This window comes from Bacteroides sp. 3_1_23, from assembly GCF_000162555.1.
Taxonomy (GTDB): Bacteria; Bacteroidota; Bacteroidia; order Bacteroidales; family Bacteroidaceae; genus Bacteroides; species Bacteroides ovatus.
Genome location: NZ_GG774955.1, coordinates 1,039,153 through 1,066,071 on the forward strand (window position 1 = coordinate 1,039,153; position 26,919 = coordinate 1,066,071).

The window sequence follows — 26,919 nt, forward strand, 5'->3', positions numbered from 1 at the left end:
ATGTTTTTATTAAGTGAATATTATTCTTTGTGTTTCTCAACCATGATTGTACCGTCGGTGATCCGGCTTACGATTATCGGAGTCTTCTCATTGAGGAACCCGTCTATTGACTTTACCTCTACAATTTTTCCGTTAATCTCGGCATAACCGATTTGTGCCAGGCGGGTAGTACTGATTCCTATATCACCCACTTTGACGCTATCTTCTGCGCTACGGTCTACTTTTGAATCGATATCTTTTTTCAACGCCAGTTTGTCCAGCATTTTCGATCGCATAAACCAAATCAGGGATCCGATACAGGCAACCGTTGATATGCCAAGAGTGACAAATCCTCCTGCCATACCTAAATTGGTGAATGCATAGTAGTTGGCATACAGGATGCAAACCAATGCAGAAATTCCGGCCAGACTAATGCCCGGGATGACGAACAGTTCTACCAGAAACAGTATGACTGCGGCAATAATGAGAACGGCGATAATGAGTATATCCATAGTTCAGAGTTATTATTTATTTTGTTTTTTCTGCATTACGTACATTCACTTCGAGAGCATCGAGTTCTTCGGACATTTGCAGTATCCGCTTTTCGAGGTCGAGAATGGCAGGAGCCATTTTGGCTTTTCCCTGTTGGTTGGCACCGGCATATTGTTGACGAAGGCCGTTCAGCTTTTCTTCTTGTTGATAATAGTCTTTTTCCATCTGCTGATAGCGTCGGAAAAGTGTCTTGGCTTTTGCGGATTTAAAGTCGCTCATCAGATAGTAAGTCGTATGGTCGTCAATGACAAACTCAAAGTCCATGGCACGGCGTTCTTTGGGCTTATGACTGATAGCAGCTTTCAATCGTTGCAGTGCTTCGGTAACCGCTTGTTTATCCTTCCAGGTTTCTTTCAGCGAATGAATCTGTGCCAGACGAATGATCTCTTGCTGCTCCATTGCTTCATAATTATAAGTCTGTTTGGAAGTGTTAGGGATGAATACATAAATACATACCTTTCCTTCCGGTTGGAAACGGTCGGAAGCAAACCATCCGAGGTTGTTGTATTCATCGATGACGTACATATAATCGTTGTACGGCGAGTTGAACGGCATACCCACATTTTCCGGAACAAGATAAGTGTCGGTATTCGTGTTGTAGCGAGTGACAAAAATATCATAGCCACCCAATCCCTCGCCATCGCTGGCGTAATAAACGGTGACTCCATCCGATAGAACAAACGGATAATTCGCATTCCCGGAAGCATTGATACTACCCGGTAACGGACGTCCGTCACTCCATTCATTCAACAACTTGTTCTTTGAAAAGATATCAAGATTACCTTTCTCGCCCTTTTCGCTATAATAAATTTTATTTCCGATTTCTGTTTCATAAACAGTTCCCGGATGATCTCCTTCTGTCTTGAAGAATTCATTGAAAGTAAACAGTTTGCCCGATTCTTCGCTGATCTTGTAAGCGTTCAGGAAAGTTGCTTTGTCCACAACGAAACTGTCGATGATACATACTTCCTCAACCCCCTTCAACATACGAAGGTCAGATTTGCTTTTCTCTAGAAGTTTCTCCGCTTCTTCCGTCGGTTTCTTGCGTTTACTTAAGTCTGCGATGTATTCTTCAAAGCAGTTCACGGCATCTTCGAAGCGGTACGTCTCATTATATGCTTGTCCCAAATAGAGTTGTCCACCGGTGATACGTTTCTTTACCGCTATTTCAAGAGGTTTCACCGCCTCTTCCGCCTCTCCGGTTTTCAGGCAACATACGCCATACCAATAATTATAATTCCCGTTCGACGGTTGTGATTTAGTATACTTCTTAAAAACTGGTTTGGCTTGTTCGTACTCACCTTTGGTAAATAAGGTGCGTGCCTGTTCCAACGTTTGTGCAGAGACTTCGCAAAGGAAGAGGCTGCAAATTAAAAATAGAATATATTTTCCTTTCATCGTTTTGAGCGTTTATGAGTGACGGGTAGATTGAAAACATCGCTGCTTTCGGGCACCGGTCCATTTATCAATTGTTCAAAAGTACAAATTTATTAGAAATAAACCCTTTTTCAGTGATTCTATTATGTTAATTCTTCTTTAAATCATTCTTTTCGCTTACTTTTGCAGCCGATTTTTAAAGATATGACACAATTTACGGAAGAAGAGAAAACCATTCGCCGCATTGAACGGCGGTTTAGCAAAGGAGTGGTGCAATATGGATTGATAGAAGAAGGAGACAAAATCCTTATCGGACTATCGGGAGGAAAAGATTCGTTGGCGCTTGTGGAACTGTTGGGGAGACGCGCACGTATCTATAAACCTCGCTTTTCTGTCGTTGCCGTCCATGTAGTGATGAAGAATATTCCTTATCAGAGTGATACGGAATATTTGAAAGCGCACTGTGAGACGTATGGAGTTCCCTTTGTGCAGTATGAGACAGCTTTTGATCCTGCTACCGACACACGTAAATCTCCCTGCTTCCTCTGTTCATGGAACCGTCGGAAAGCCCTGTTCACAGTTGCCAAGGAACACGGATGCAATAAAATCGCTCTCGGTCACCATATGGATGATATTTTGGAAACTTTATTGATGAATATCACTTATCAGGGAGCTTTCAGTACAATGCCGCCCCGGTTGATGATGAAGAAGTTTGATATGACAATTATTCGTCCGATGTGTCTGGTCCATGAAGCTGATTTGGTAGAATTGGCAGCTTTGCGTCATTATCAGAAGCAAGTGAAGAATTGTCCTTATGAATCGCAGTCCAGCCGGAGTGATATGAAAGGAATTTTACGGCAGTTGGAAGCGATGAACCCGGAAGCTCGTTATAGCCTTTGGAGCAGTATGACTAATGTACAGGAGGAATTATTACCAGATAAAATAGATTAATTTGAATAGATTGTTATGAAAGGATTCTATACCATTTTGTTACTGATTGTATCTAATGTCTTTATGACATTTGCTTGGTACGGACATTTAAAGATGAAACAGGAGTACAGTTGGTTCGCAGCTCTTCCGCTGATCGGTGTGATTGCGTTCAGCTGGGCGATCGCCTTTTTTGAATATTCCTGTCAGATACCGGCCAATCGCATTGGCTTTATAGGCAATGGAGGCCCGTTTTCATTGATGCAACTAAAAGTCATTCAAGAGGTAATAACACTTGTTATTTTTACAGTGTTCACTACCATCTTCTTTAAAGGTGAGGCTTTACATTGGAATCATCTGGCTGCATTTATTTGTCTGATTGCAGCAGTGTATTTCGTGTTTATGAAATAGATATTTGCCAATTGAATAGAGGTTCTGTTTTACTCAAGTAGAACCTCTGTTTGTATAATATATATATATATATATATTACGGAGTAGTTATGTATTTTTTCATTCCCTCCGTATAATAAGTCTTGAACTCTCCATTTTCTCCACTATAAATAAAGTAGGCGTCAATCGTTGTATCCGCTTTGCAGAAAGCTTCCGCTTCTTCCAGTCCCATCACCATGAAGGCGGTGGCAAGGGCGTCGGCAGTCATACAGTCTTTGGCGATTACCGTAGAGGACAAGATATTGTGTTGTACCGGATAGCCAGTTCTAGGGTCAATCGTATGGGCGTATTTCTTCCCATCCTTATAATAATAATTGCGATAGTTTCCGGAAGTAGCCAAGCCTAAATCTGTTATCTCAAGAATTGTCTGTAAGTCTTGGTTTACGGCCAGTGAATCGTCGATGGGCTTATTGATTCCAATGCGCCATAAGCCTTTGGAAGGATTTTTCCCTTTCACTACCACCTCGCCTCCTATATCTACCATATAGTTTTTTATTCCCTTACGGTCGAGCAGTTGTGCAATTACGTCTACCGAATACCCTTTGGCAACGGCACTACAACTTAACATGGTACGAGGATCCTGTTTGATAACTTTGCCGTTATCCATTTTCACTTTTTTATATCCGGTGATTTGTAACAGACTGTCTATCATTAATGAATCAGGAAAAGCACCTTTTTTGAAACCGAATCCCCAAGCATTGGCAAGAGGGGCTACTGTAATGTCGAAAGCACCCTTTGTCTCGCGGGAAATTTCCATCGAGCGATGGAAGCATTTCTGGAAAAAACTATCAGTCACCAGCTCTTCATTGCGGTTGACGCGACTGATAACAGAACTGTCATTGAATGGCGATAAAGATTGGTCGAAGCGTTTTAGTTCAGCTTCTATTTCCGGTTTTAAGTCACCGTCATGCTGATAAGTAATTTTATATACTGTCCCAAACACCAAACCTTTGACACTGTAATAGCCACCTTGTTGATTATGTCTGACTAATATCCAGATAGTTGCCAAAATCAGGAAAGCCAGCCAAAGGAAACTTTTTTTTGTTTTCATACGCTCTTCTATTTGATGAGAAAACTCGTTTTATTGAAGAAATAAATGTTCAATTAATATCTTTAGTCCGATAATGACTAGAATGATACCTCCCCATAACTCTGCTTTCAGTTTCCGGGCGATGCCGCAGCCACATTGGATACCAAAGATCAGACCGATGAGTGACATGACAAATGAAACAAATCCGATAATGCTGATAGGAGGGAGGATTTCGGTATAATCCTGAACTCCCAGAAAGGCAAAGGAAATGCCGATTGCCAATGCATCAATACTCGTGGCTATTGCCATGGTTAATACCACTTTCGGATTTGCCGGATTGAACAGTTTACAACATTCTTCTTCTTTGAAAGATTCTAAAATCATTCGTCCGCCTAAGAAGGCAAGGATCGCGAAAGCAATCCAATGGTCTACACTTTCTATAAGATGACTGAATGTCTTTGCACACATCCATCCGATAAATGGCATGATTGCCTGAAAAAAGCCGAAAGCAAAAGCCATGACTAGCATGGGTTTCCATCGGGTACGTTTCAAAATAATACCGCTTGCAATTGAGACAGCGAAACAATCCATCGCCAGACCTATTGCAAGCAGCCAAATCTCTAGTCCTGTCATTGTATTCTAAAGAGGCAATTTATAAATAAGGGAATAAGTGATTCCCATGTTATTTGATTTAAACTTTCCGTAACCGGGCACGTACCATGGGTCTCCATATTCTCCGGTAGATGCTTTGGTTTTGTATTTCATACGTACCGACCACCCCATGTTGAAGTTTTTGTAAATACGTACTTTGACGCCTAAAACGATTTCCAGCCATTGCACCGATCCTTTCATACCCAGATGGCTGAATGGCACACTTCCTCCCCAATAACCGTCTTCCAAACTGGGGTTACCTATTACATCTCCCCAGATAGGATCATCTGCCGGCATTGTGGAAACATCATATTTAAATGAACTGAATGCATAGCGAAGTCCTGCATACAAGTAGCTATTCTTCTCTTTTTTCTTTGCCATGGTGTTGTAGTCCACACCGATTCGGAAGAATGGGGCCATTTTGCTCTTATAGTGTATGCCTGTTTCGCTCCAGGTATCTGTTCCTCCCATACCAAACTCAATAGTAGGGATGAATTTATTCTTGAGGTTAACGGCTACGCTGACTTCAGAACTCATAAAGTCGCCTCCCAGCAGCTTGCTTCCAATGCCATATAAATCCACACCGACATACGTACCATTGTAGAGCGGAATGGTATCTATCTCGGCAACCTCTTTTTTCTTCTGATCTCTTTTGGGCGTTTGCGCCGGACGTTGCTGTTGTGCCAGCAACGGAAGCCCAATGCAAAAGAGCAGAAGCAGACTAATTAGTCGTTTCATCAGGTGTGCGTTCTGGCCGATAATTATAGAATATCTGCAAGTTCTCGATTTCATTTGTATTGGCTTCTTTATTTTTTATATGAAGAGAATCTATCTGGTCCGGCTGCCCGTTGCCATAGGGAGGAGGGTTACCCGGTCTTCCCGGTTTTCCAAATTTAGCGCTGATTATATTTTGTTTCATCATATAACCACATTCCATGGACTGGAAATAAGGAGTATTTTGTTGTACAATGTATAATGTGTCAAAATCTTTTTCTCTACGTTTGGGATCGTATCTGAATATGAACACAGTAGTGTCACTTGTGTATCGTAGTGGCAACATCAGGGTATGCACATTCTTTTCATTGTTCAGAATGATAGAGTCGGTGCCTAATGCTGTGATTGTTAATGAATCAAGCGTGTCTTTTAATGCAATAGTAGGATTATCCGGATTAATGGTATATATTGTGCAGTACATCATCGGACGTCCTGCCAATGAGCAATCGTTCTCATCCGAGCAGGCACTGTGTAAGCTGACTGCACCGCCAATGATAGTCAATATGAGAAAGATACGAATTAAATTCTTCATAGTCAGTTTATTGAATGTGAATCAAATTTTCTTTTCTATCTGATAGTTATTCCGTTCCGGTGCATTGCGCGAGATGAGTTCGCCAAGGAATCCGGCTAAGAATAATTGCGTACCTATAATCATTGCCGTAAGTGACAAATAGAAATAGGGAGAGTCGGTCACCAGTCGGTAGGGGAGACCGTTGTACATGGCATATAGTTTGCTGGCACCTACGATGATGACAGAAATCATTCCGATCAGAAACATCAATGATCCCAACAGTCCGAAGAAATGCATCGGCTTGATGCCGAATCTGGAGAGGAACCAAAGAGAGAGTAAATCCAGATACCCGTTTACGAAACGGTTCAGTCCGAATTTTGTTGTGCCGTATTTACGCGCCTGGTGGTGTACCACCTTTTCACCGATTTTCTTGAATCCGGCGTTCTTTGCCAAATAAGGTATATAACGATGCATCTCACCGTACACTTCGATATGTTTTACGACCTCTTTGCGATAGGCTTTCAATCCGCAGTTGAAGTCGTGCAGGTTTTTGATGCCTGATACTTTGCGGGCAGTAGCATTAAACAACTTGGTGGGCAGTGTCTTTGAAATTGGATCATATCTCTTTTGCTTCCAGCCGGATACCAGGTCGTAGCCATCCTTTGTAATCATCCGGTAAAGTTCGGGGATTTCGTCCGGGCTATCTTGTAGGTCCGCATCCATCGTTATGACTACGTTTCCTTCCGCTTCAGCGAATCCACAGTAGAGTGCAGGTGATTTACCGTAGTTACGGCGGAATTTGATACCTTTTACATGTTCCGATTGAGCTTTAAGCTTTTCGATCACTTCCCATGAATGGTCGGTACTTCCATCGTTAACGAAAATCACTTCGAATGAGAATCCGTTGGCTTGCATTACCCGTTCTATCCAAGCATAGAGTTCGGGTAGTGACTCTTCTTCATTGAATAATGGGATTACAACTGATATATCCATTTTTTTATTACTAATTACTTACGAATTACAAATTACGATTGAGACACTCCGTCATTTTCCGATTTGGCCTTTTTCATTACCATCAATGCGGTAGGAATGGCCAGGATGCTTCCCCAAAATACATCCCATGACAATAGTTGCATGGTGATATTGATGGAAGTAAGTGAACGGGCGGTATCTATCGTTTCTTTTATAACTTCTTTGTTTTCTATCAGAGCCGGGGTGTTGGTCATCAGTTCGTCCCACAACTGGATGTAAGAGTTGATGATAAATCCATGATCGATGAATTGGAAATAGGCGTAGTGAGCCACAGCTACCAGCAGAGAAGCAAACATATACATAAATATGGTAAAGAGCATGGCATGTGAAAATTGGATACTTCCTCCGCAAATCTTATCCCGGTACATTTTCGCATAGTGATATCCGATGAAAGGTACGGACAATGTCAGGATTACAAATAAAAGCGAAAGGAAAGGTATGTGGAATCCCAGCGGAAATAATATGAACTTCAATATCCAGTAGATTCCCATATACGTGCCAAAATGCATGGCATATTTTTGTAAATAGCTTCTGTTCTCTGTCATCTTCATTTATAAATTGCGCACAAAGGTACAAATAATATCGGTTGGTAGGGGAAATCTGGTTGTTAAAGTTAATAAAGCAGAGGAAGTTGCTGTCTGAATATTTTTTTGCAATTTTAATTGCCTGAAATGTAGTCTGTTAGTCTTTTGTTAGTAAAAAAGTTGTCTGCAGCTATTGCAGAATACATAAAAATGTCTACCTTTGCAACCGCAAAACGGGTAAGTCCTATACGGCCAGCTCCCTTCGAATCCTCCAGGGCTTGATCGCAGCAAAGGTAGTTGGTTGTAGCGGCGCGATATAGATAGCTTACCCACCCGCCTCTTTAGCTCAGTTGGCCAGAGCACGTGATTTGTAATCTCGGGGTCGTTGGTTCGAATCCGACAAGAGGCTCAAAAAAGGATATATAACAAATCCAAGAAAAAAGCATTCAGGTATTAGTCTGGATGCTTTTTTTATATATTTGCATATTATCGAAATACACAGTTCTGAAATGACCAGTTCGGAACTGTGTATTTCGGAAACTGATAAAGTGTTGATAATATGAAGCTTGATAAGCTTTCTGTTCTTCTTGAAGCTTTGATGAATTTTGGTTTTTCCCTAATTGTTGTAATATTCCATTTTTAAGAAAAGCAAATATTTATAGTTTCTTTTTGATTCATTATTGTTATTCATTCTTGTATATTATGCTCAGGATAGGATCTGAGTAAAAGCATCACATTGGATAAATGGCGTTGCAATATTCCATGAAGTTGCTTGATGATATTTATATTCCCGGAGAGAAAAACGATGAATTGCAGTTGAGAGGCAATTTCTTGGTTCGTTTGTTTGCGTTCTTTACTTTCGATGTTATTTTGCATTAGATAAATGCCTAATGCTTTCTGAATATCGGCTATTCCCTTGTCCCATTCATGTTCGCCAAGTGTTTGAATGAAAGTACAATATTGCTTGAGCTTTTTGCTTAGCTTTTTTAAACTGTTGTATTCGGTGTCAATGGGAGGATTAATGTGCGCAGAGCGTATTATGTTTGACATCAGCAAATAATACGTTTTCATTCCATTTTCAGAATTGAATGTAGTCAGGATATACTGTTTCGTAGCTTCTGAAACCTCTTCCTGTAAGTCTTTTAATTGACTGTTTTCCATAATCATTAGAATTTAAAAGATGAATAATAGATTGATGGGAGAGGAAGAAGTGCTAATAAAAAAGCGGTTTCGCCTGTCCCATTGTCTAACATACCGACGGCAGGTTTAGAGGTGCATTAACACTCTCTATGGGGGTACGAAACCGCCCATATAAGAGTTCACATACGAACATAAAAATGCTCGCTGCGATAGTAGGCAGGTTTCCCCACCGTCTGTTAATATGTTAGACGTTGCAAATGTAGCCTTATTAATTCAATTCGCAAAATATTGGAGATATTTATTGATGCTTAGTGAAGCTAGTTTTCTTACAATGCAAAAAGATTTAGTGAATGGTTAATATGTAAAAATCCCCGGATAATCTAATTGTCCGGGGATGAATTATTCAAGTAAGAGAATATTGAATTATTTAATTCTCTTGTAACCATATACAGCCAAATCTCCCAGTTCCTCTTCAATGCGGAGTAACTGATTGTATTTAGCCATACGGTCTGAGCGGCTTAAAGAACCTGTCTTGATCTGTCCGCTGTTAGTAGCTACTGCGATATCGGCGATAGTAGCATCTTCTGTTTCACCCGAACGGTGAGAAGTAACAGTAGTGTATCCATGACGGTGAGCCATTTCGATAGCGTTCAGTGTTTCTGTCAGCGAACCGATTTGGTTTACTTTAATCAGGATAGAGTTGGCACAGCCTTTTTCGATACCCATTGCAAGGAAATCTACGTTGGTTACGAACAGGTCGTCACCTACCAACTGGCAACGGTTGCCGATGCGTTCGGTCAGCTTTTTCCAGCCTTCCCAGTCGTTTTCGTTCATACCGTCTTCGATAGAGTCGATAGGGAATTTGTTGATTAGTTCTTCCAGGTAGTCAACTTGTTCTGCGGAAGTGCGTTTCTTACCTTTTTCACCTTCAAACTTGGTATAATCGTAAATACCATCGTGGTAGAATTCGGAAGAAGCACAGTCCATACCGATCATAACGTCTTTGCCCGGTTCGTATCCTGCAGCTTTGATAGCGGCCAGAATAGAGTTCAAAGCATCTTCCGTACCCTCGAGGTTAGGTGCGAAACCACCTTCATCACCTACAGCAGTGCTAAGGCCACGGTCTTTCAAAACTTTCTTTAAAGCGTGGAATACTTCAGCACCCATGCGCAGACCTTCTCTGAAAGAAGGAGCACCTACGGGACGGATCATAAATTCCTGGAATGCGATCGGAGCATCGCTATGTGAACCACCGTTGATGATGTTCATCATCGGTACAGGCATTACATACGTATTTGTTCCACCGATATAGCGGTATAGAGGAAGATCCAGATAGTTGGCAGCAGCTTTAGCTACGGCAAGAGATACACCGAGAATAGCGTTAGCACCTAAATTCGATTTAGTCTTAGTGCCGTCCAATGCCAGCATTGTGTAGTCGATACCTCTCTGATTGAGTGAAGACATACCAATCAGTTTCGGAGCGATGATTTTATTTACATTATCAACCGCTTTTTGTACTCCTTTTCCACCATAGCGCTGTTTGTCACCATCGCGAAGTTCCAATGCTTCGTGTTCACCTGTGGAAGCACCTGACGGCACAGATGCACGTCCCATAATGCCGGATTCCAATACTACGTCAACTTCTACTGTGGGGTTACCTCTTGAATCGAGAATTTCTCGAGCTACAATTTTTTCAATTTTCATCGTTTCTATTGTTTTTGAATAAGATTTCTGCAAAAGTACGGACTTGACGGGGAGTGAGAAATCACTATAAATAGGTATTCTTTTTGTGCCTATTCCCTATATGTCGTTAGTCCGACCTTATACTATAACAACGGGACGATGCTTTTTGTTTGAGTGCGGCGGGGTGAATTTGCAGGATTTTAATCTTCGATAATAACCCCTAACAGTGGAAGCAAATCCATTGCTTGCAGGGAAGTGATGACAGCCCCTTTCAGATCGCTGATGTTAAGCGTGATTCCGCTGATACGGGAAGTGCGCAAATCTATTCCGCGAAGCGGAGCGTGTGAAAAATCGGCTTCTACGAGATCGCAACTCTCAAATGCGACGGATGAAAAACGGCAGTCGTTCAGACTTCCGTTGCGGAGCTGGCTGTGTGCAAAACGTACCTGGTTCATTTTACTCATAGCCAGATTGATATAACCTGCGTTGCAGTCATGCAGCAAGACGTGATTCATTGTTGTTTCCGATAAATTGGTACCCAATAGCTTGCAGGAAATGAATTCTACCCGGTAGAGCGAACTTTCAGCGAAAGAAATGTTGGATAAGTCGCAGTTCTCGAACCTGACATCGGTCAGTTGGGAGGAACGGAATTTACATTCGCTGAATGTCTGATGCTGAAAGGTGCAGTTTTTGAAACTTTTATAAGATTTGTCGATGCCTTCTTCTTTTCCTTTGCAGAATAAAAGATGAGAGACGGTTTCTTCTCTGTCGAGCCATTTCTGTAGGGTAATAGTACTGACTTCCTGTTCTTCCATCATGGGAGGAACAACGCGGACGGGTTTGGTTGGGCTTCTTTTAATCATGGCGTAAAGGTAGGATTTATATTCGAATTATTAAATCTGTTTTCCCACATATCCGCCGGCTAACGTTGCGGCTAATCCTATTCCTATACTTAATAATGTATATAGAACAAATGCTCCGTAAAATTCTCCTTTCAGCAGACCTACGCCGTCACTGGAGAAAGTAGAGAACGTTGTGAAACCTCCACATAAACCCGTTGTCAGAAACAAACGGAACTCGAACGGAAGGTGGAATCGCTCTGAAAGGGCATAGAACAGGCCGATGAGAAAACTGCCGAGAAGATTGACCGTGAAAGTGGCCCATGGAAAATGATAAGGGACGATTCGTTCGTGCATTAACAACTGGATGAAATAACGCAGTGCACTACCGGTTCCTCCACCGATAAAGATATAGATAACTTCTTTACTCATTTGATTGAAAGATTGATATTATTTGTAGGCGGCTTCAAAATCTTTTTCGAATTGCTGGAAGCCTCCGGGATAAACAAGATTGATTTGTTCTGAAACGGTTGACGGATCATTTTTGTTTTGCAGAACGGATATGAACTTTTTGAATATCTCGCGAGGAACGCTCTCTATCCAGAAAGTGACAAGCGCATGCGAAAGGATATAAGAGTATTGCTCGTCCGTCATTTGCTGTTTCATAAATTTGCTCTGGCTGCTATTTAAAAATGTAGGAAGGTTTACTTCTCCCAGCATATACATCGTCCGAACTCTCCCTTGTTCGTATTCGGTAAATGTGTGGCGGACTGCTTTTTTGTGAATGGTGCAATGTTCGAAGTACTCCGACAGTCCTTCGTTAAGCCAGCTTGGAGGACGCTTGCCGAGAATCTGCGAAACGAAATGATGACTCAGTTCGTGATAGATAATGGCAAGACTTCTCTCCCGTCCATTCTCCCGTCCTAAGATGACTGCCTTTTGTAGCTTAGGTGAGTATGCACCACTTGCCTTGATAGGCAGAGACACATTGATACTTTCTAAGTAATCGATTGCTTCTCTTCTATTTTCAAATACATATAGTTGGAGGCTCAGCGTATCGGGCAGTCCGAATTGTGAATAGAAATCAACCTCATGTTGAAGAAACTGTTCTATCTTCTTCCGGTCTTTGTCGGGAAGCGGGTCACCGCCATATTCCACTTTTACGGTTTGGGCATGAAGCAAACCGCAGAAAAAGAAGACCGGGAAGAAAAGTAAAAATATGCGCATGATACATCTATTATTTCAGGTTGTGTAGCTTCATATATTTCTTTTTATCACGTTTACTCATGTCCTGCATGATAAGGTCATGGTCGGTCACAGCCTGATAGATGGTTTTCTCTTCCGGTTTCACATCTCCTTCAGTTGTGCGGAATACAGGAATAAAGTGGGAGTAAGGGTATCCGGATGATAATCCTCCTTTGAACTTATTTTCATCCAGAAAAAAGAAAGAGATGGCAGCACCTGTGGGGCCTGCCTTTCCTATGGCTTGTCCAACTTGTACTTCTTCGCCCGGTTCGATAAAATTCTCGTTCATCACCAGATAGGCTGCAAAAGTCTGATCGGGATGATAGATGAGCAGCTGTTGCGGGTTGGTGGTTTTACAGGCTATTCCGCTGCGGGTGGCGTAGATTGTATCACCTTGTTTGATGTGAAAATTCAAGGTCTTGAATGGTTCACGCGGATCGGTTTTCCAGGCTGTCTTTTGATTGTTCTTTACGGGTAAGGCATAAGGAGTCTGAATATTGAAATCTTTAGGAAATTTGCCCCGGCAGAACGTATAAGAAGAGGCACTTTTAAACGGATTGTCTACCTGTGCGTTCTTTTCTATTTTAAATATAGTGTTTTTTCCGTTACTTAAATTGTAGGAACGGTCGTTGGCACGATACAGATAATAGTCGCAATAGTCTTCATTGTAGTAATTGAGTTCGGTAGTTCCCTGAGCATCTTTTTCCCATTTTGACTCGATGATACCGTATGGACGTTCCAGCAGTTTACGTAAAGACTGCGCGGAAGTGTAGCTGGCGGACAATGTGAAAATCAATAGAGCGATCAATTTAAGGTGCTGTGCCATATTCTAAATAGTAAAGTGTTTATTGATATAGTTGGGATAATACGTTGCAAATATAGAAAGATTATGTAATATGCGTTTTTAATCCTTTTAATTTCTTCACCATAGACACTATATTTTTTCTAGCTTCTGGATTTGTTATCTGCTTTATATTTAAATGTTTATCCCGTTTCAACTTCTATATCCTTCTATATTTTCTTTATAAAGAAAAACACCTCTATTGTTTCCTGTCTATCTTTGCCATACGATTATTAACTAACTCATTTATATCATGAAGAACATGAAAATAGGAACTGCAATATGGGTCTGCCTGTTGCTCTCTTTTTTCTTCGGCACATCAGCAAAGGCCGAAAGTATCACTTCTCCTGACGGACAATTAAAACTTAATTTCTCTGTCAACATGCAAGGAGAACCGGTGTATGAACTCTCTTATAAAGGAAAAGAGGTGATTAAACCTTCGAAACTGGGACTGGAATTGAAAAATGATCCCGGACTGATGAAAGGATTCACTCTGGCCGATATTAAAACTTCTGCTTTTGATGAAACATGGGAACCGGTGTGGGGAGAGGTGAAATCGATCCGCAACCATTATAATGAAATGGCTGTTACCCTGAATCAAAAGGCGCAAGATCGTAATCTGATTATTTGTTTTCGTCTTTATAATGATGGCTTGGGGTTCCGCTATGAGTTCCCGCAGCAAAAGAATCTGAATTACTTCGTTATAAAAGAAGAACATTCGCAGTTTGCTATGGCCGGCGATCATACGGCATTCTGGATTCCAGGCGATTATGATACGCAGGAATATGACTATACCGAATCCAAGCTTTCAGAGATTCGCGGATTGTTGCAAGGGGCAATTACTCCAAATGCTTCTCAAACTCCTTTTTCACCAACAGGTGTGCAGACATCTTTGCAAATGAAGACAGCCGACGGGTTGTATATCAATCTGCATGAAGCGGCTTTGGTTGATTATTCTTGTATGCATCTGAACCTTGACGATCAGAACCTGATTTTTGAATCATGGCTGACTCCTGATGCAAAAGGGGATAAAGGTTATATGCAAACGCCTTGCCGTTCACCCTGGCGCACGGTGATTGTCAGTGATGATGCTCGTGATATTCTGGCTTCCAAATTGACTTTGAACTTGAATGAACCTTGTGCCTACGAAGATGTTTCCTGGATTAAGCCGATGAAATACATCGGTGTGTGGTGGGAAATGATTACCGGAAAAAGTTCCTGGTCGTACACGGATGATGTTTATTCTGTGAAACTGGGACAGACGGATTATTCCCAAACAAAACCGAGCGGGCGTCATGCAGCCAATAATGACAAAGTGAAGCGTTACATTGACTTTGCTTCAGAGCATGGATTCGACCAGATCTTAGTGGAAGGCTGGAATGAAGGATGGGAAGACTGGTTCGGAAATTCGAAGGATTATGTCTTTGATTTCGTAACTCCGTATCCTGATTTTGACGTGAAGATGCTCAATGCGTATGCAAAGGAAAAAGGAGTGAAGCTGATGATGCATCACGAGACTTCCGCTTCTGTACGTAACTACGAGCGTCATCTTGATAAAGCCTATCAGTTTATGATAGATAACGGATACAATGCTGTGAAGAGCGGGTATGTAGGTAATATTATTCCGCGTGGAGAACATCATTACGGACAGTGGATGAACAATCATTATTTATATGCGGTGGAAAAAGCGGCCGAATATAAGATCTGTGTAAATGCTCACGAAGCAACCCGTCCGACAGGATTATGTCGCACATATCCGAATCTGATCGGTAATGAATCGGCTCGTGGCACGGAATATGAAGCCTTTGCAGGGAATAAGCCGTTCCATACCACTTTGCTTCCTTTCACCCGTCAGATTGGTGGACCGATGGATTATACACCGGGTATCTTTGATACAAAACTTTCTTTCCTGTCAGGCGACCACAGTTTTGTACGTACAACTTTGGCAAAACAGTTGGCACTTTATGTAACGATGTACAGTCCTTTGCAAATGGCAGCCGACCTTCCGGAGGGTTACGAACGTCACATGGATGCATTTCAATTTATCAAGGATGTAGCCGTTGATTGGGATGACAGCAAGTATCTGGAAGCGGAACCGGGAGATTATATTACCGTAGCACGTAAGGCAAAAGGTACTGATAACTGGTTTGTAGGTGGTATCACCGATGAGAATCCCCGTACTTCTGCTTTTACACTTGATTTTCTCGAACCGGGAAAACAATATGTAGCTACTCTTTATGCTGACGGAAAGGAGGCGGATTTTGAAAAGAATCCTACTTCTTACCAGATAAAAAAAGGACTTGTTACAAACAAGAATAAGATGTCTGTGAAGCTGGCACGTAGCGGAGGATTTGCAGTAAGTTTGATTGAAGCAACTTCCGCTGACTTGAAAACGATCAAGAAATGGAAATAAGATTCCGGTAAAAAGATTGTTTCCGGATTCCCCGCTTTTTAATAAATATTAGTTGTGCTTCGCAAAGAAAACTAAAACTTTGCGGAGCGCTTTTTTTATAGGACGAATTCTTTTTTGTACTTTTGCGCCATCTTTTTTAAAACATCATCAATAAAGAGAACAACATGGGAGGTTTTTTCGGAACAGTCTCGAAAACTAGCTGCGTGACTGATTTATTCTACGGCACAGATTATAACTCACATCTGGGTACCAAGCGAGGAGGACTCGCAACATACAGTGAGGAAAAAGGTTTTATACGCTCCATTCACAATTTGGAAAGTACTTATTTCCGAACCAAGTTTGAAGGAGAACTGGACAAATTCAAAGGAAACGCCGGCATCGGCATCATTAGCGACACAGACGCACAACCTATCATCATCAATTCTCACCTCGGGCGCTTCGCCATTGTCACAGTCGCTAAAATAGTCAATATCCAGGAATTGGAAGAAGAACTTCTCAGTCAAAACATGCACTTCGCCGAACTTAGTTCGAGCAACACCAACCAGACGGAACTTATCGCATTACTTATTATACAAGGCAGAACTTTTGTGGAAGGTATCGAAAATGTGTTTAAGCACATTAAGGGTTCTTGTTCGATGTTGCTTCTGACGGAAGATGGTAGTATCATCGCTGCCCGTGACCGATGGGGACGTACTCCGGTGGTGATTGGAAGGAAAGACGGTGCTTATGCTGCAACGAGCGAATCGTCCAGTTTTCCGAATCTGGATTATGAGATTGAGAGATATTTAGGTCCCGGTGAGATTGTCCGTATGTATGACGATCATGTTGACCAGCTTCGCAAGCCCAATGAGGATATGCAGATTTGCTCGTTTTTGTGGGTGTACTACGGTTTCCCGACTTCTTGTTATGAAGGAAAGAATGTAGAGGAAGTGCGTTTCACCAGCGGATTGAAAATGGGACAGACAGATGAATCGGAAGTGGATTGTGCTTGCGGTATTCCTGATTCGGGAGTGGGTATGGCTTTAGGATATGCTGAAGGAAAGGGGGTTCCTTACCATCGTGCTATTTCAAAATATACACCGACATGGCCTCGTAGCTTCACTCCGAGCAATCAGGAGATGCGTTCGCTTGTTGCTAAGATGAAGTTGATTCCCAACCGTGCCATGCTGCAAAATAAACGTTTGTTGTTCTGTGACGATTCAATCGTGCGGGGAACTCAATTACGTGACAATGTGAAGATTCTGTATGATTACGGAGCAAAGGAGGTGCACATGCGTATCGCTTGTCCGCCATTGATTTATGCTTGTCCGTTTGTTGGTTTTTCGGCTTCTAAAAATGCATTGGAGTTGATTACCCGTCGTATTATCAAGGAACTGGAAGGGGATGAGAATAAGAACCTGGAGAAATATGCTACTACCGGTTCTCCGGAATACGATAAGATGGTTAGTATTATTGCAGAGCGTTTCGGTCTCAGTTCATTGAAGTTTAATACACTGGAAACGCTGATTGAGGCTATCGGATTACCTAAATGCAAGGTTTGTACACATTGCTTTGATGGTAGCAGCCATTTTTAAAGTAGTCAAATAGGATATTTAAGTATCCGGATAAAAGTATACAATAAAAAGAGCCGTGAATTGCTTTGTAATTCACGGCTCTTTTTTTACCTTTACGGCACTATAAACTATCAATTTGTAAATTGTAATTAGTAACTTGTAATTAAAACAATATGACTTTAGTAGACAGATTTTTAAAGTATGTAAGCTTCGATACACAATCTGATGAATCGACAGGGCTTACTCCAAGTACTCCGAAGCAGATGATTTTTGCTGAATACTTGAAAAAAGAGTTGGAATCTTTGGGATTGGAAGATATTACTTTGGATGAGCATGGCTATCTTTTTGCTACACTTCCTGCCAATATAAATAAAGAAGTACCCACTATCGGGTTTATTGCCCACATGGATACAAGTCCTGATATGACGGGTAAAGATGTCACTCCGCGCATTGTGGAAAAGTATGACGGTTCGGATATTGTGCTTTGTGCTGAAGAGAATGTAGTCCTTTCTCCATCACAATTCCCGGAATTGCTGGATCATAAGGGAGAAGACTTGATTGTGACCAATGGAAAGACGTTGCTTGGTGCTGACGATAAAGCCGGGATTGCGGAAATTGTATCTGCAATGGTGTATCTGAAGGAACATCCTGAAATCAAGCACGGAAAAATCCGTATCGGCTTCAATCCGGACGAAGAAATTGGTGAAGGTGCTCATAAATTTGATGTAGAGAAATTCGGTTGCGAATGGGGATATACGATGGATGGAGGTGAAGTAGGGGAGTTGGAGTTTGAGAACTTTAATGCTGCTGCCGCAAAAATAACCTTTAAAGGACGTAATGTGCATCCGGGATATGCCAAGGATAAGATGATTAACTCTATCTATCTTGCCAATCAGTTTATTACGATGCTTCCCTCACAGGAAAGACCGGAACATACGACCGGCTATGAAGGATTCTATCATTTGATCGGTATTCAGGGGGATGTGGAGCAAAGCACTGTGTCTTATATCATCCGCGATCATGACCGTGCAAAATTTGAGAACCGTAAAAAAGAGATAGAACGTCTGGTAGCTCAAATGAACGCTGAATATGGAGCTGGTACTGCGACACTCGAACTGCGCGATCAGTATTATAATATGCGTGAGAAAATAGAACCGGTAATGCACATCATCGATACTGCTTTTGCAGCTATGGAAGCCGTGGGTGTGAAACCGAATGTAAAACCGATTCGTGGAGGTACGGATGGTGCGCAGCTTTCTTTTAAGGGATTGCCTTGTCCGAATATCTTTGCCGGTGGTCTGAATTTCCACGGTCGTTACGAATTTGTGCCTATCCAGAATATGGAGAAAGCAATGAAAGTGATCGTAAAAATAGCAGAACTGGTGGCTTCCAAATAAAAAGACGGTAAGCTCCGGTAATACTTAATACCTGATACTTAAAACTTAATACTTTAAAATAATGAAAACCACTCCGTTTACAGAGAAACATATAGCACTTGGTGCTAAAATGCACGAGTTTGCAGGTTATAATATGCCTATTGAATACTCCGGCATCATTGATGAACACATAACTGTTTGTCAAGGTGTCGGTGTATTTGATGTATCGCACATGGGAGAATTTTGGGTGAAAGGACCGCAAGCGTTGGCCTTTCTGCAGAAAATAACATCTAACAATGTGGCGGCACTGGCTCCGGGTAAAATACAATATACTTGTTTTCCGAATGAGGATGGGGGGATTGTAGATGATTTGCTGGTTTATCAGTATGAACCGGAAAAATACATGTTGGTGGTGAATGCTTCCAATATGGAAAAAGACTGGAACTGGTGTGTTTCTCACAATACGGAGGGAGCCGAGTTGGAAAATTCGTCGGATAACATAGCTCAACTTGCTATACAGGGTCCGAAGGCTATTTCGGTTCTGCAAAAGTTGACGGATATTGATCTTGCTACTATTCCTTATTATACATTTAAGGTTGGAACGTTTGCAAGTGAAGAGAATGTGATTATCTCCAATACGGGTTATACCGGTGCGGGAGGTTTTGAGCTTTATTTCTATCCGTCTGCGGCTGATTCTATATGGAAGGCTATTTTTGAAGCTGGTGAAGAGTATGGCATTAAACCTATCGGTTTGGGTGCCCGTGATACGCTCCGGTTGGAAATGGGCTTCTGTCTGTATGGCAATGATCTGGATGATACGACTTCTCCGATAGAAGCCGGATTGGGATGGATCACTAAGTTTGTGGAGGGCAAGGATTTTGTCAACCGTCCGATGCTGGAAAAACAGAAAGCGGAAGGTGTTACCCGTAAACTGGTTGGCTTTGAAATGGTTGATCGCGGAATTCCCCGTCATGGCTATGAACTGGTGAATGATGAAGGCGAGAAAGTGGGAGTGGTGACCTCCGGTACGATGTCGCCTACCCGTAAGATTGGTATCGGTATGGGATATGTGAAACCGGAATATAGTAAGGTGGGTACGGAAATCTGTATCGATATGCGTGGTCGGAAATTGAAAGCTGTGGTAGTGAAACCGCCTTTTAGAAAGTAAAAAATAAGCTTGTTATTGTGTATAGCCCCGGATAAGTTACGACTCTATCCGGGGCTAACTTATTTTATGATGGTTATTGCAAAACATATCCGTAAATATGTTGTTTATCCCATAGAAATAATATAATTTTGTCATCAAATACGATAAAATAATGTCTCAATTACCTACTCTTATAGCTGACCTCGCACTTATATTGATTTGTGCCGGTGTTATGACTTTGTTGTTTAAGAAGTTGAAACAACCTCTGGTCTTGGGATATGTAGTTGCCGGATTTCTGGCAAGTCCGCATATGCCGTATACTCCTTCAGTGATGGATACTGCCAATATTAAGACTTGGGCGGATATTGGTGTTATTTTCTTGCTGTTTGCTCTTGGTTTGGAATTTAGTTTTAAGAAGATTGTCAAGGTGGGTGGTTCTGCCATCATTGCTGCCTGTACCATCATCTTTTGTATGATTTTGTTGGGAATAGGAGTCGGCATGGGTTTCGGCTGGCACAGGATGGACAGTCTGTTCTTGGGCGGTATGATTGCGATGTCGTCTACTACTATTATTTATAAAGCTTTTGATGATTTAGGATTAAGGAAGAAGCAGTTCACCGGACTTGTGTTGAGTATCTTGATTTTGGAAGATATTTTGGCTATTGTATTAATGGTGATGCTTTCCACTATGGCGGTAAGCCAACATTTTGAAGGTACCGAGATGTTGGAGAGTATCGGGAAATTATTGTTTTTCCTTATTCTGTGGTTTGTTGTCGGTATCTATCTGATTCCTGAATTCTTGAAACGCTGCCGGAAATTGATGGGAGAGGAGACTCTGCTTATTGTGTCGTTGGCACTTTGTTTCGGTATGGTAGTGATGGCGGCTCATACAGGATTTTCTGCTGCATTTGGTGCATTTATAATGGGATCTATTCTGGCGGAAACAATCGAGGCGGAATCCATAGACCGGCTGGTGAAACCGGTAAAGGATCTTTTTGGAGCTATCTTTTTCGTATCGGTCGGTATGATGGTGGATCCTGCAATGATTGTAGAATATGCCGTACCTATTATAGTTATTACTTTGGCTGTTATCTTGGGACAGGCCGTTTTTGGTACATTCGGTGTTATTCTCTCCGGAAAGCCTTTAAAGACGGCTATGCAATGCGGCTTTAGTTTAACGCAGATCGGCGAATTTGCGTTTATTATTGCTTCTTTGGGAGTCTCTTTGCATGTAACGAGTGATTTTCTGTATCCGATAGTGGTAGCGGTTTCTGTGATTACTACTTTCCTGACTCCTTATATGATTCGTTTTGCCGAGCCGGCTTCTACTTTTGTGGATGCTCATCTTCCGGAATCATGGAAAAAAATAATGATGCGTTATTCTTCCGGTTCGCAAACAGCTCTGAATCACGAGAATTTGTGGAAGAAGCTAATCTTGTCAATGGTACGTATAACAGTTGTTTATTCAATTGTCAGTATGTCGATTATTGCACTTTCTTTTCGTTTTGTTGTGCCATTCTTTAAAGAGAATCTGCCTCATTTCTGGGCATCGTTGTTGGGAGCGGTATTTATGATTCTGTGTATTGCTCCTTTCTTGCGTGCCATTATGGTGAAGAAAAATCATTCGGTTGAGTTTATGACCTTATGGCATGATAGCCGTGCCAACCGCGCGCCGCTGGTATCGACAATCGTGATTCGTATTATGATAGCGGCACTTTTTGTCATCTTTGTTATTTCCGGATTATTTAAGGCGTCTATCGGATTGATTATTGGAGTGGCTGTACTTATTGTATTGTTGATGGTATGGTCTCGCCGTTTGAAAAAGCAATCGATATTGATTGAACGTCGTTTCTTCCAGAATCTCCGTTCCAGAGATGTACGTGCAGAGTATCTGGGAGAGAAAAAGCCGGAGTATGCCGGTCGTTTGTTGTCGCATGATTTGCATCTTGCCGATATGGAAATTCCGGGTGAATCCAGTTGGGCGGGAAAGACATTGATGGAGCTGAACTTGGGGAAGAAGTTTGGAGTTCATGTTGCTTCTATTCTTCGTGGAAAGAGGAGGATTAATATCCCCGGTGGTTCTGTTCGTCTGTTTCCAATGGATAAGATACAGGTGATAGGGACGGATGAACAATTAAGTGTGTTTAATGAGGCGATGCAAAACGGAGCGAAGATAGACTGGGAGGTTTATGAAAAGAGCGAGATGGCTTTGAAGCAGTTTATCATTGACAGTGATTCTGTTTTTCTGGGTAAAACGATTCGTGAATCGGGTATCCGCGACAAATATCATTGTATGATAGCCGGTGTTGAAAGTGAAGACGGTACACTGATGGTTCCTGATGTAAATGCTCCACTCGAAGAAGGCGATGTTGTTTGGGTGGTAGGCGAAAAAGAGGATGTGTACCAATTAGTCGATCAAAAAAACGAAAAAGTACAAGCCGGATAAGAATGGAATACTTATTTTTGCAACGATAAAAACTTAAAATAATAATATCATGAAGAGTGATCCGAAAGAATGTCTGTATTGCCAGAACAATGAAACGCTGCATAATCTGATGATTGAGATTGCGCAATTGAGTGTGTCACGTGTGTTTTTGTTTAAGGAACAAACCTACCGTGGACGTTGTCTTGTTTCTTATAAAGACCATGTGAACGATTTGAATGAATTGAGTGATGAAGACCGTAATGCTTTTATGGCAGATGTAGCGCGTGTCACTCGTGCCATGCAAAAAGCTTTCCAGCCGGAAAAGATTAATTATGGTGCTTACTCGGATAAATTGTCTCATTTGCATTTTCATTTAGCACCTAAATATGTGGATGGACCTGATTATGGAGGTATATTCCAAATGAACCCGGGAAAGGTTTATCTGACTGACGCAGAATATCAGGAACTGATTGATGCTGTTAAAGCGAATCTGTAAAAAGAAAGGGCGAACTGCAACTCTATAAGTGGTAAGCTATACAAATCGTAAACAATGAACGGTGAGCAAGCCTGTGGATATAACGCAGTCTGTTTACCGTTCATTGTTTACGATTCATCGTTTTTCTATTTATCCTATTCTTCAAAATCGAAATCAAAGTCAAAATCATCCATAAACTCTGGAGTTGTAAATTCTTCCAGTTCCCGGCGATCTTTCTTGGTCGGGCGTCCGGTTCCACGTGCCCGGTCTACGAATCCGCTGATTTTGCTCATTTCAAGTAATTCATATTGATCGGGAGTCGTTACATTTTCCATCATTTCCGATACCAGTTTGGCTCCTACACGTTTCTCAATCGGTTGTAATACTTTGAATGAGTATGTGATAGGTGGTTTCTTCACTTGAATAACATCACCCGGTTTTATCATACGGGCAGCTTTGACCAGCGAACCGTTGATGGTAATACGTCCTTTTTTGCAGGCTTCTGCTGCAATCGTACGTGTCTTGAAGATGCGGACAGCCCACATCCATTTATCTATTCTTGCTTCAGCCATTTTAGTTAGTTATTTAGTGATAAATAATTAGTCGGTTAGTGGACGTTATCATTGATCGCTAACCGTTCATTGTTATCTTTATTTTTTATAGAACAGGTTCATTATTTCTTGTTGAACTGGTTCATTGTGATATCGATACCGGCAAGACAGAAACTTTTGATAATTTCCCCTGCCATCTCCAGTCTTTCATCCATTGTCTTCCAGTCTTCATCAGTGAAGTGACCGAGTACGTAATCGATTTGTCCGCCACGTGGAAAATCACTCCCGATTCCAAAACGCAGACGGGCATAGTTTTGAGTGCCCAGAGTGGCGGCAATATGCTTTAATCCGTTATGGCCTGCATCACTTCCTTTTCCTTTTAGGCGTAACGTTCCGAAAGGAAGAGCCAGATCATCTACTACGATCAGCACATTTTCCAATGGAATATTTTCTTTCTGCATCCAATAGCGAACGGCCAATCCACTCAGGTTCATAAAAGTCGATGGCTTGAGCAGGATCAACTGACGTCCTTTGATGGAAAAGCTGGTGGTGAATCCATAGCGTCCATCCATAAAAGGAGGAGCATTGTTAATTCTGGCCAATGCTTCTACTGTCATGAATCCGATATTATGTCGGGTTTCATGATACTCGGGACCAATGTTTCCCAGTCCGACAACTAAATATTTTATCATCGTTTTTCCGTAAAACAGTTCATTAATATAGAAAGAGAAACGCAGATTAATACAAATTAATGCAGACTGAACATCTGCTTTAATCTGCATTAATCTGCGTTTGAAGTATATCTCTTTACAGGGATAATCTCAATTACTTGCCAGCGGCTGCTGCTGCACCTCTTGCTGCACGAGTCAACTTAACAGCACATACAACGGCTTCTTTAGCACTAATCAGTTCAAGGCCTTCGAAGCTCAATTCGCCAACTTTAACAGTCTTGCCCAATCCCAGGTGAGAAACGTTAACGATCAGTTTCTCAGGAATTACATTGTACAAAGCTTTCACTTTGATCTTACGCATCTGCAGTGCAAGTTTACCACCGGCTTTCACACCTTCTGCAAGACCTTCCAACTGTACAGGTACTTCCATTACGATAGGTTTAGCTTCGTCAATCTGATAGAAGTCAACGTGCAGGATAGTATCTTTTACCGGATGGAACTGAATATCTTTCAGGATAGCGTTTACTTTTTTGCCATCGATAACCAAGTCTACAACGTAGATGTGCGGAGTATAAACTAAGTTACGAAGTCCTTCGTTAGTCACTGTGAAGTGAACTACTTCATTACCTCCGTAAAGTACACAAGGTACACCACCGTTTTTACGAATTTCTTTCAAAGCTCTAGCTTGTTCAGAAGAGCGTTCTGCAATTGTTCTTGCAGTTCCTTTTACTTCAATTGATTTCATTTCTTTAAAAATTTGTGTTACTCTAAATTAAGTTAGCTTGCTTAATTCACCATCACACGATGTGGATTATCACACGATGTTGCAAAAAAGCGGTGCAAAAGTACGTCTTTTTTTTGAAATATCAAAGAGTTACTTTCTTAAAAGTCAATATCGATCTTAATTTCGTTCTCTAACTTGTTTTCCCGGGCTTCTTCGATTGCTTTCTGTTCACTTTCTTCATCCGCTTCGGTGTTCAGGCGGGCGATGTATTCGTTCGCATCACTGCACTCAATGAAGTTGACTGCTTCTTCGAGTCCTGCCATAAACTTCTGAAAGTCCTCCCTATATAGGAAGATTTTGTGTTTTTCGAAACTAACCTGAGAATCGTCACCTTCTCCCGTTATCACTTTCTTACTCTCTGTAATAGCCAGGAACATTTCATCTTTACGATTCTTCTTTACGTCAAGGTAATAGATGCGTTTACCTGCTTTAATGGACTTGGAGAATACAATCTCCTTATCATTCATGTCTGCGCTCATTTTCTTTTTTAAATCTTCCATATCTTTCGGTCCGTTTATAATCGGCCTCAAAATTGGATATTTTTTTTAAACTGTCAAAAGAAAAAGCGCAGAGAATCAAATACTGCATTAAAAAATGTGATTTATTAGTGGAAACTCATTAAAAATATCTACTTTTGCAGTTCGATAACAACAGTATTAATTTGAATTATGATCAACAGAGTTCTTATTCGTCTTAAGATTATACAGATAGTATATGCCTATTATCAAAATGGCAGCAAAAATCTAGACTCAGCGGAGAAAGAGTTATTCTTTAGTCTTTCAAAGGCGTATGACCTTTATAATTATTTGCTAATGCTGATGATAGCATTGACAGAGTATGCACAAAAACGTATTGATGCGGCAAAAGCTAAATTGGCACCTACGAAAGAGGAGTTGTATCCCAACAGGAAGTTCGTAGATAACAAGTTTATTGCTCAATTGGAAGTCAATAAGCAATTGGTAGAGTTTATAGCCAATCAAAAAAGAACCTGGGCAAACGACCAGGACTTCATCAAGGAACTTTATGAGAAAATTGTAGAAACCGATATCTATAAAGATTATATGGCTTCTGACGACCACTCATACGAGGCCGATCGTGAATTATGGAGAAAACTCTATAAAACATACATCTTTAATAATGATTCTCTCGATCAGGTATTGGAAGATCAGAGTCTGTATTGGAATGATGACAAAGAAATTGTAGATACATTCGTCCTGAAAACGATCAAACGTTTTGATGAAAAGAAGGGTGCCAACCAGGAACTGCTTCCGGAATTTAAGGATGACGAAGATCAAGAGTTTGCACGTCGTCTGTTCCGTCGTACTATTTTGAATTCCGACTATTACCGTCATTTGGTTAGTGAGAATACAAAAAATTGGGATCTGGACCGTATTGCATTTATGGATGTTATCATTATGCAGACTGCATTAGCAGAAATTCTTAGTTTCCCGAACATTCCGGTCAGTGTTTCGTTAAATGAATATGTAGAGATAGCGAAGTTGTATAGCACAGCTAAAAGCGGTAGCTTTATCAACGGTACACTGGATGGAATAGTTAATCAATTAAAAAAAGAAGGTAAGTTGACTAAAAACTGATACCTTTGTCCATATAGTAGAAACTAAAACAGATTATTTATGAACGTATTGACTGTATTATTGCAAGCTCCTGCCGGTGCTGCCGGAGGTGGAAGTATGATGTGGATCATGCTGATAGCTATGTTTGTTATCATGTATTTCTTTATGATCCGTCCTCAGAATAAGAAGCAAAAAGAAATAGCAAATTTCCGTAAATCTCTTCAGGTAAATCAGAATGTGATTACTGCAGGTGGTATCCACGGAACAATCAAGGAAATTACTGACGATTACATAGTACTTGAGATTGCTTCTAATGTAAAGATTAAAATAGACAAGAATTCTATTTTCGCTGATGCTTCAGCTGCTAGCAATCAATCTAAATAATAGTTGATAAA

The 26,919-nt window shown here is 41.2% G+C and carries 28 protein-coding genes and 1 tRNA gene; 11 read left to right on the plus strand and 18 right to left on the minus strand.

Going from position 1 to position 26,919, the window contains the following annotated elements:
- Positions 1-20: 20 nt before the first annotated feature.
- Positions 21-491, minus strand: coding sequence for an NfeD family protein (locus tag HMPREF9010_RS02815; RefSeq protein WP_004309768.1), 471 nt, complete (start codon positions 489-491; stop codon positions 21-23).
- 16 nt (positions 492-507) lie between these two features.
- A complete protein-coding gene (locus HMPREF9010_RS02810) occupies positions 508-1,929 on the minus strand; it encodes a tetratricopeptide repeat protein (protein WP_008651296.1) in 1,422 nt (473 codons plus the stop codon).
- 183 nt (positions 1,930-2,112) lie between these two features.
- Between HMPREF9010_RS02810 and HMPREF9010_RS02805 the strand changes: the two genes are divergently transcribed.
- A complete protein-coding gene (locus HMPREF9010_RS02805; protein WP_004304890.1) occupies positions 2,113-2,859 on the plus strand; it encodes an ATP-binding protein in 747 nt (248 codons plus the stop codon).
- Between the two features lie 15 nt (positions 2,860-2,874).
- Positions 2,875-3,246: a DMT family protein gene (locus HMPREF9010_RS02800; RefSeq protein WP_004302024.1), complete on the plus strand. Its 372-nt coding sequence runs from the start codon at positions 2,875-2,877 to the stop codon at positions 3,244-3,246.
- Between the two features lie 76 nt (positions 3,247-3,322).
- On the opposite strand, the gene HMPREF9010_RS02795 is transcribed toward HMPREF9010_RS02800, so the two are convergent.
- Genes HMPREF9010_RS02795 through HMPREF9010_RS02770 form a run of 6 tightly spaced genes read right to left on the minus strand, consistent with a single transcriptional unit; the run spans position 3,323 to position 7,834 of the window.
- Positions 3,323-4,336 carry an FAD:protein FMN transferase gene (locus HMPREF9010_RS02795; protein ID WP_008651297.1) on the minus strand — a complete coding sequence of 338 codons (1,014 nt, stop codon included), beginning with the start codon at positions 4,334-4,336 and terminating at the stop codon, positions 3,323-3,325.
- A 30-nt stretch (positions 4,337-4,366) separates the two neighbouring features.
- Positions 4,367-4,948, minus strand: coding sequence for a manganese efflux pump MntP family protein (locus HMPREF9010_RS02790; protein WP_004325313.1), 582 nt, complete (start codon positions 4,946-4,948; stop codon positions 4,367-4,369).
- A 6-nt stretch (positions 4,949-4,954) separates the two neighbouring features.
- On the minus strand, positions 4,955-5,704 hold the full coding sequence (locus HMPREF9010_RS02785; protein WP_004302039.1) for a DUF6048 family protein: 750 nt from the start codon (positions 5,702-5,704) through the stop codon (positions 4,955-4,957).
- Complete coding sequence (locus HMPREF9010_RS02780; protein WP_004309772.1) at positions 5,688-6,272, minus strand: DUF6452 family protein; 585 nt, start codon at positions 6,270-6,272, stop codon at positions 5,688-5,690. Before HMPREF9010_RS02780 ends, HMPREF9010_RS02785 begins: the two co-directional genes overlap by 17 nt.
- Positions 6,273-6,293: 21 nt before the next feature.
- Positions 6,294-7,244 carry a glycosyltransferase family 2 protein gene (locus HMPREF9010_RS02775; RefSeq protein WP_004302041.1) on the minus strand — a complete coding sequence of 317 codons (951 nt, stop codon included), beginning with the start codon at positions 7,242-7,244 and terminating at the stop codon, positions 6,294-6,296.
- Positions 7,245-7,276: 32 nt separating this feature from the next.
- Positions 7,277-7,834, minus strand: a complete 558-nt coding sequence (locus HMPREF9010_RS02770; protein WP_004316473.1) for a DUF4199 domain-containing protein — start codon at positions 7,832-7,834, stop codon at positions 7,277-7,279.
- 308 nt (positions 7,835-8,142) lie between these two features.
- Here HMPREF9010_RS02770 and HMPREF9010_RS02765 point away from each other — a divergent pair.
- A tRNA-Thr gene (locus tag HMPREF9010_RS02765) sits at positions 8,143-8,216 on the plus strand.
- A gap of 278 nt (positions 8,217-8,494) precedes the next feature.
- On the opposite strand, the gene HMPREF9010_RS02760 is transcribed toward HMPREF9010_RS02765, so the two are convergent.
- From HMPREF9010_RS02760 to HMPREF9010_RS02735, 6 genes are all read right to left on the minus strand, one after another.
- On the minus strand, positions 8,495-8,968 hold the full coding sequence (locus HMPREF9010_RS02760; protein WP_032852959.1) for a hypothetical protein: 474 nt from the start codon (positions 8,966-8,968) through the stop codon (positions 8,495-8,497).
- Between the two features lie 402 nt (positions 8,969-9,370).
- On the minus strand, positions 9,371-10,651 hold the full coding sequence (eno, locus tag HMPREF9010_RS02755) for a phosphopyruvate hydratase (RefSeq protein WP_004302046.1): 1,281 nt from the start codon (positions 10,649-10,651) through the stop codon (positions 9,371-9,373).
- Between the two features lie 179 nt (positions 10,652-10,830).
- Complete coding sequence (locus HMPREF9010_RS02750; protein ID WP_004302047.1) at positions 10,831-11,493, minus strand: pentapeptide repeat-containing protein; 663 nt, start codon at positions 11,491-11,493, stop codon at positions 10,831-10,833.
- A 30-nt stretch (positions 11,494-11,523) separates the two neighbouring features.
- Positions 11,524-11,901 (minus strand): fluoride efflux transporter CrcB, encoded by a 378-nt coding sequence (gene crcB / locus HMPREF9010_RS02745; protein ID WP_004302048.1) that lies wholly within the window; start codon positions 11,899-11,901, stop codon positions 11,524-11,526.
- Between the two features lie 18 nt (positions 11,902-11,919).
- Positions 11,920-12,696 (minus strand): hypothetical protein, encoded by a 777-nt coding sequence (locus HMPREF9010_RS02740; RefSeq protein WP_008651305.1) that lies wholly within the window; start codon positions 12,694-12,696, stop codon positions 11,920-11,922.
- Between the two features lie 10 nt (positions 12,697-12,706).
- Positions 12,707-13,540 carry a M23 family metallopeptidase gene (locus tag HMPREF9010_RS02735; RefSeq protein WP_004302050.1) on the minus strand — a complete coding sequence of 278 codons (834 nt, stop codon included), beginning with the start codon at positions 13,538-13,540 and terminating at the stop codon, positions 12,707-12,709.
- Between the two features lie 268 nt (positions 13,541-13,808).
- On the opposite strand from HMPREF9010_RS02735, the gene HMPREF9010_RS02730 reads away from it, so the two are divergent.
- From HMPREF9010_RS02730 to HMPREF9010_RS02705, 6 genes are all read left to right on the plus strand, one after another.
- On the plus strand, positions 13,809-15,968 hold the full coding sequence (locus HMPREF9010_RS02730; RefSeq protein WP_008651307.1) for a glycoside hydrolase family 97 protein: 2,160 nt from the start codon (positions 13,809-13,811) through the stop codon (positions 15,966-15,968).
- A 164-nt stretch (positions 15,969-16,132) separates the two neighbouring features.
- Entirely contained in the window at positions 16,133-17,542 is a 1,410-nt protein-coding gene (locus HMPREF9010_RS02725) for an amidophosphoribosyltransferase (protein ID WP_004302052.1), read from the plus strand.
- A gap of 152 nt (positions 17,543-17,694) precedes the next feature.
- Entirely contained in the window at positions 17,695-18,918 is a 1,224-nt protein-coding gene (gene pepT / locus HMPREF9010_RS02720; RefSeq protein WP_004302053.1) for a peptidase T, read from the plus strand.
- Positions 18,919-18,979: 61 nt separating this feature from the next.
- Entirely contained in the window at positions 18,980-20,065 is a 1,086-nt protein-coding gene (gene gcvT / locus HMPREF9010_RS02715; RefSeq protein WP_004302054.1) for a glycine cleavage system aminomethyltransferase GcvT, read from the plus strand.
- A gap of 151 nt (positions 20,066-20,216) precedes the next feature.
- Positions 20,217-22,490, plus strand: coding sequence for a cation:proton antiporter (locus HMPREF9010_RS02710; RefSeq protein WP_004302056.1), 2,274 nt, complete (start codon positions 20,217-20,219; stop codon positions 22,488-22,490).
- A 49-nt stretch (positions 22,491-22,539) separates the two neighbouring features.
- Complete coding sequence (locus tag HMPREF9010_RS02705) at positions 22,540-22,965, plus strand: HIT family protein (protein WP_004302057.1); 426 nt, start codon at positions 22,540-22,542, stop codon at positions 22,963-22,965.
- Positions 22,966-23,099: 134 nt separating this feature from the next.
- Here HMPREF9010_RS02705 and HMPREF9010_RS02700 read toward each other — a convergent pair whose 3' ends face one another.
- The 4 genes from HMPREF9010_RS02700 to HMPREF9010_RS02685 form a co-directional block, all read right to left on the minus strand.
- On the minus strand, positions 23,100-23,516 hold the full coding sequence (locus HMPREF9010_RS02700) for an RNA-binding S4 domain-containing protein (RefSeq protein ID WP_004302058.1): 417 nt from the start codon (positions 23,514-23,516) through the stop codon (positions 23,100-23,102).
- Between the two features lie 101 nt (positions 23,517-23,617).
- A complete protein-coding gene (gene pth, locus HMPREF9010_RS02695; protein ID WP_032848766.1) occupies positions 23,618-24,184 on the minus strand; it encodes an aminoacyl-tRNA hydrolase in 567 nt (188 codons plus the stop codon).
- Positions 24,185-24,320: 136 nt separating this feature from the next.
- Entirely contained in the window at positions 24,321-24,911 is a 591-nt protein-coding gene (locus HMPREF9010_RS02690) for a 50S ribosomal protein L25/general stress protein Ctc (protein ID WP_004302060.1), read from the minus strand.
- Positions 24,912-25,048: 137 nt separating this feature from the next.
- Positions 25,049-25,450, minus strand: coding sequence for a PUR family DNA/RNA-binding protein (locus HMPREF9010_RS02685; protein WP_008651309.1), 402 nt, complete (start codon positions 25,448-25,450; stop codon positions 25,049-25,051).
- Between the two features lie 168 nt (positions 25,451-25,618).
- Here HMPREF9010_RS02685 and nusB point away from each other — a divergent pair, with 168 nt between their 5' ends.
- Entirely contained in the window at positions 25,619-26,545 is a 927-nt protein-coding gene (gene nusB, locus HMPREF9010_RS02680; protein ID WP_004302062.1) for a transcription antitermination factor NusB, read from the plus strand.
- Between the two features lie 39 nt (positions 26,546-26,584).
- Complete coding sequence (gene yajC / locus HMPREF9010_RS02675) at positions 26,585-26,908, plus strand: preprotein translocase subunit YajC (protein ID WP_004302063.1); 324 nt, start codon at positions 26,585-26,587, stop codon at positions 26,906-26,908.
- Positions 26,909-26,919: the final 11 nt, after the last annotated feature.

What these genes read in the sequence shown, in the direction of transcription:
- HMPREF9010_RS02815 (WP_004309768.1), bottom strand. Translation starts at nt 491, where the DNA reads ATGGATATACTCATTATCGCCGTTCTCATTATTGCCGCAGTCATACTG.
- HMPREF9010_RS02810 (WP_008651296.1), bottom strand. Translation starts at nt 1,929, where the DNA reads ATGAAAGGAAAATATATTCTATTTTTAATTTGCAGCCTCTTCCTTTGC.
- HMPREF9010_RS02805 (WP_004304890.1), top strand. Translation starts at nt 2,113, where the DNA reads ATGACACAATTTACGGAAGAAGAGAAAACCATTCGCCGCATTGAACGG.
- HMPREF9010_RS02800 (WP_004302024.1), top strand. Translation starts at nt 2,875, where the DNA reads ATGAAAGGATTCTATACCATTTTGTTACTGATTGTATCTAATGTCTTT.
- HMPREF9010_RS02795 (WP_008651297.1), bottom strand. Translation starts at nt 4,336, where the DNA reads ATGAAAACAAAAAAAAGTTTCCTTTGGCTGGCTTTCCTGATTTTGGCA.
- HMPREF9010_RS02790 (WP_004325313.1), bottom strand. Translation starts at nt 4,948, where the DNA reads ATGACAGGACTAGAGATTTGGCTGCTTGCAATAGGTCTGGCGATGGAT.
- HMPREF9010_RS02785 (WP_004302039.1), bottom strand. Translation starts at nt 5,704, where the DNA reads ATGAAACGACTAATTAGTCTGCTTCTGCTCTTTTGCATTGGGCTTCCG.
- HMPREF9010_RS02780 (WP_004309772.1), bottom strand. Translation starts at nt 6,272, where the DNA reads ATGAAGAATTTAATTCGTATCTTTCTCATATTGACTATCATTGGCGGT.
- HMPREF9010_RS02775 (WP_004302041.1), bottom strand. Translation starts at nt 7,244, where the DNA reads ATGGATATATCAGTTGTAATCCCATTATTCAATGAAGAAGAGTCACTA.
- HMPREF9010_RS02770 (WP_004316473.1), bottom strand. Translation starts at nt 7,834, where the DNA reads ATGAAGATGACAGAGAACAGAAGCTATTTACAAAAATATGCCATGCAT.
- HMPREF9010_RS02760 (WP_032852959.1), bottom strand. Translation starts at nt 8,968, where the DNA reads ATGGAAAACAGTCAATTAAAAGACTTACAGGAAGAGGTTTCAGAAGCT.
- eno (WP_004302046.1), bottom strand. Translation starts at nt 10,651, where the DNA reads ATGAAAATTGAAAAAATTGTAGCTCGAGAAATTCTCGATTCAAGAGGT.
- HMPREF9010_RS02750 (WP_004302047.1), bottom strand. Translation starts at nt 11,493, where the DNA reads ATGATTAAAAGAAGCCCAACCAAACCCGTCCGCGTTGTTCCTCCCATG.
- crcB (WP_004302048.1), bottom strand. Translation starts at nt 11,901, where the DNA reads ATGAGTAAAGAAGTTATCTATATCTTTATCGGTGGAGGAACCGGTAGT.
- HMPREF9010_RS02740 (WP_008651305.1), bottom strand. Translation starts at nt 12,696, where the DNA reads ATGCGCATATTTTTACTTTTCTTCCCGGTCTTCTTTTTCTGCGGTTTG.
- HMPREF9010_RS02735 (WP_004302050.1), bottom strand. Translation starts at nt 13,540, where the DNA reads ATGGCACAGCACCTTAAATTGATCGCTCTATTGATTTTCACATTGTCC.
- HMPREF9010_RS02730 (WP_008651307.1), top strand. Translation starts at nt 13,809, where the DNA reads ATGAAGAACATGAAAATAGGAACTGCAATATGGGTCTGCCTGTTGCTC.
- HMPREF9010_RS02725 (WP_004302052.1), top strand. Translation starts at nt 16,133, where the DNA reads ATGGGAGGTTTTTTCGGAACAGTCTCGAAAACTAGCTGCGTGACTGAT.
- pepT (WP_004302053.1), top strand. Translation starts at nt 17,695, where the DNA reads ATGACTTTAGTAGACAGATTTTTAAAGTATGTAAGCTTCGATACACAA.
- gcvT (WP_004302054.1), top strand. Translation starts at nt 18,980, where the DNA reads ATGAAAACCACTCCGTTTACAGAGAAACATATAGCACTTGGTGCTAAA.
- HMPREF9010_RS02710 (WP_004302056.1), top strand. Translation starts at nt 20,217, where the DNA reads ATGTCTCAATTACCTACTCTTATAGCTGACCTCGCACTTATATTGATT.
- HMPREF9010_RS02705 (WP_004302057.1), top strand. Translation starts at nt 22,540, where the DNA reads ATGAAGAGTGATCCGAAAGAATGTCTGTATTGCCAGAACAATGAAACG.
- HMPREF9010_RS02700 (WP_004302058.1), bottom strand. Translation starts at nt 23,516, where the DNA reads ATGGCTGAAGCAAGAATAGATAAATGGATGTGGGCTGTCCGCATCTTC.
- HMPREF9010_RS02690 (WP_004302060.1), bottom strand. Translation starts at nt 24,911, where the DNA reads ATGAAATCAATTGAAGTAAAAGGAACTGCAAGAACAATTGCAGAACGC.
- HMPREF9010_RS02685 (WP_008651309.1), bottom strand. Translation starts at nt 25,450, where the DNA reads ATGGAAGATTTAAAAAAGAAAATGAGCGCAGACATGAATGATAAGGAG.
- nusB (WP_004302062.1), top strand. Translation starts at nt 25,619, where the DNA reads ATGATCAACAGAGTTCTTATTCGTCTTAAGATTATACAGATAGTATAT.
- yajC (WP_004302063.1), top strand. Translation starts at nt 26,585, where the DNA reads ATGAACGTATTGACTGTATTATTGCAAGCTCCTGCCGGTGCTGCCGGA.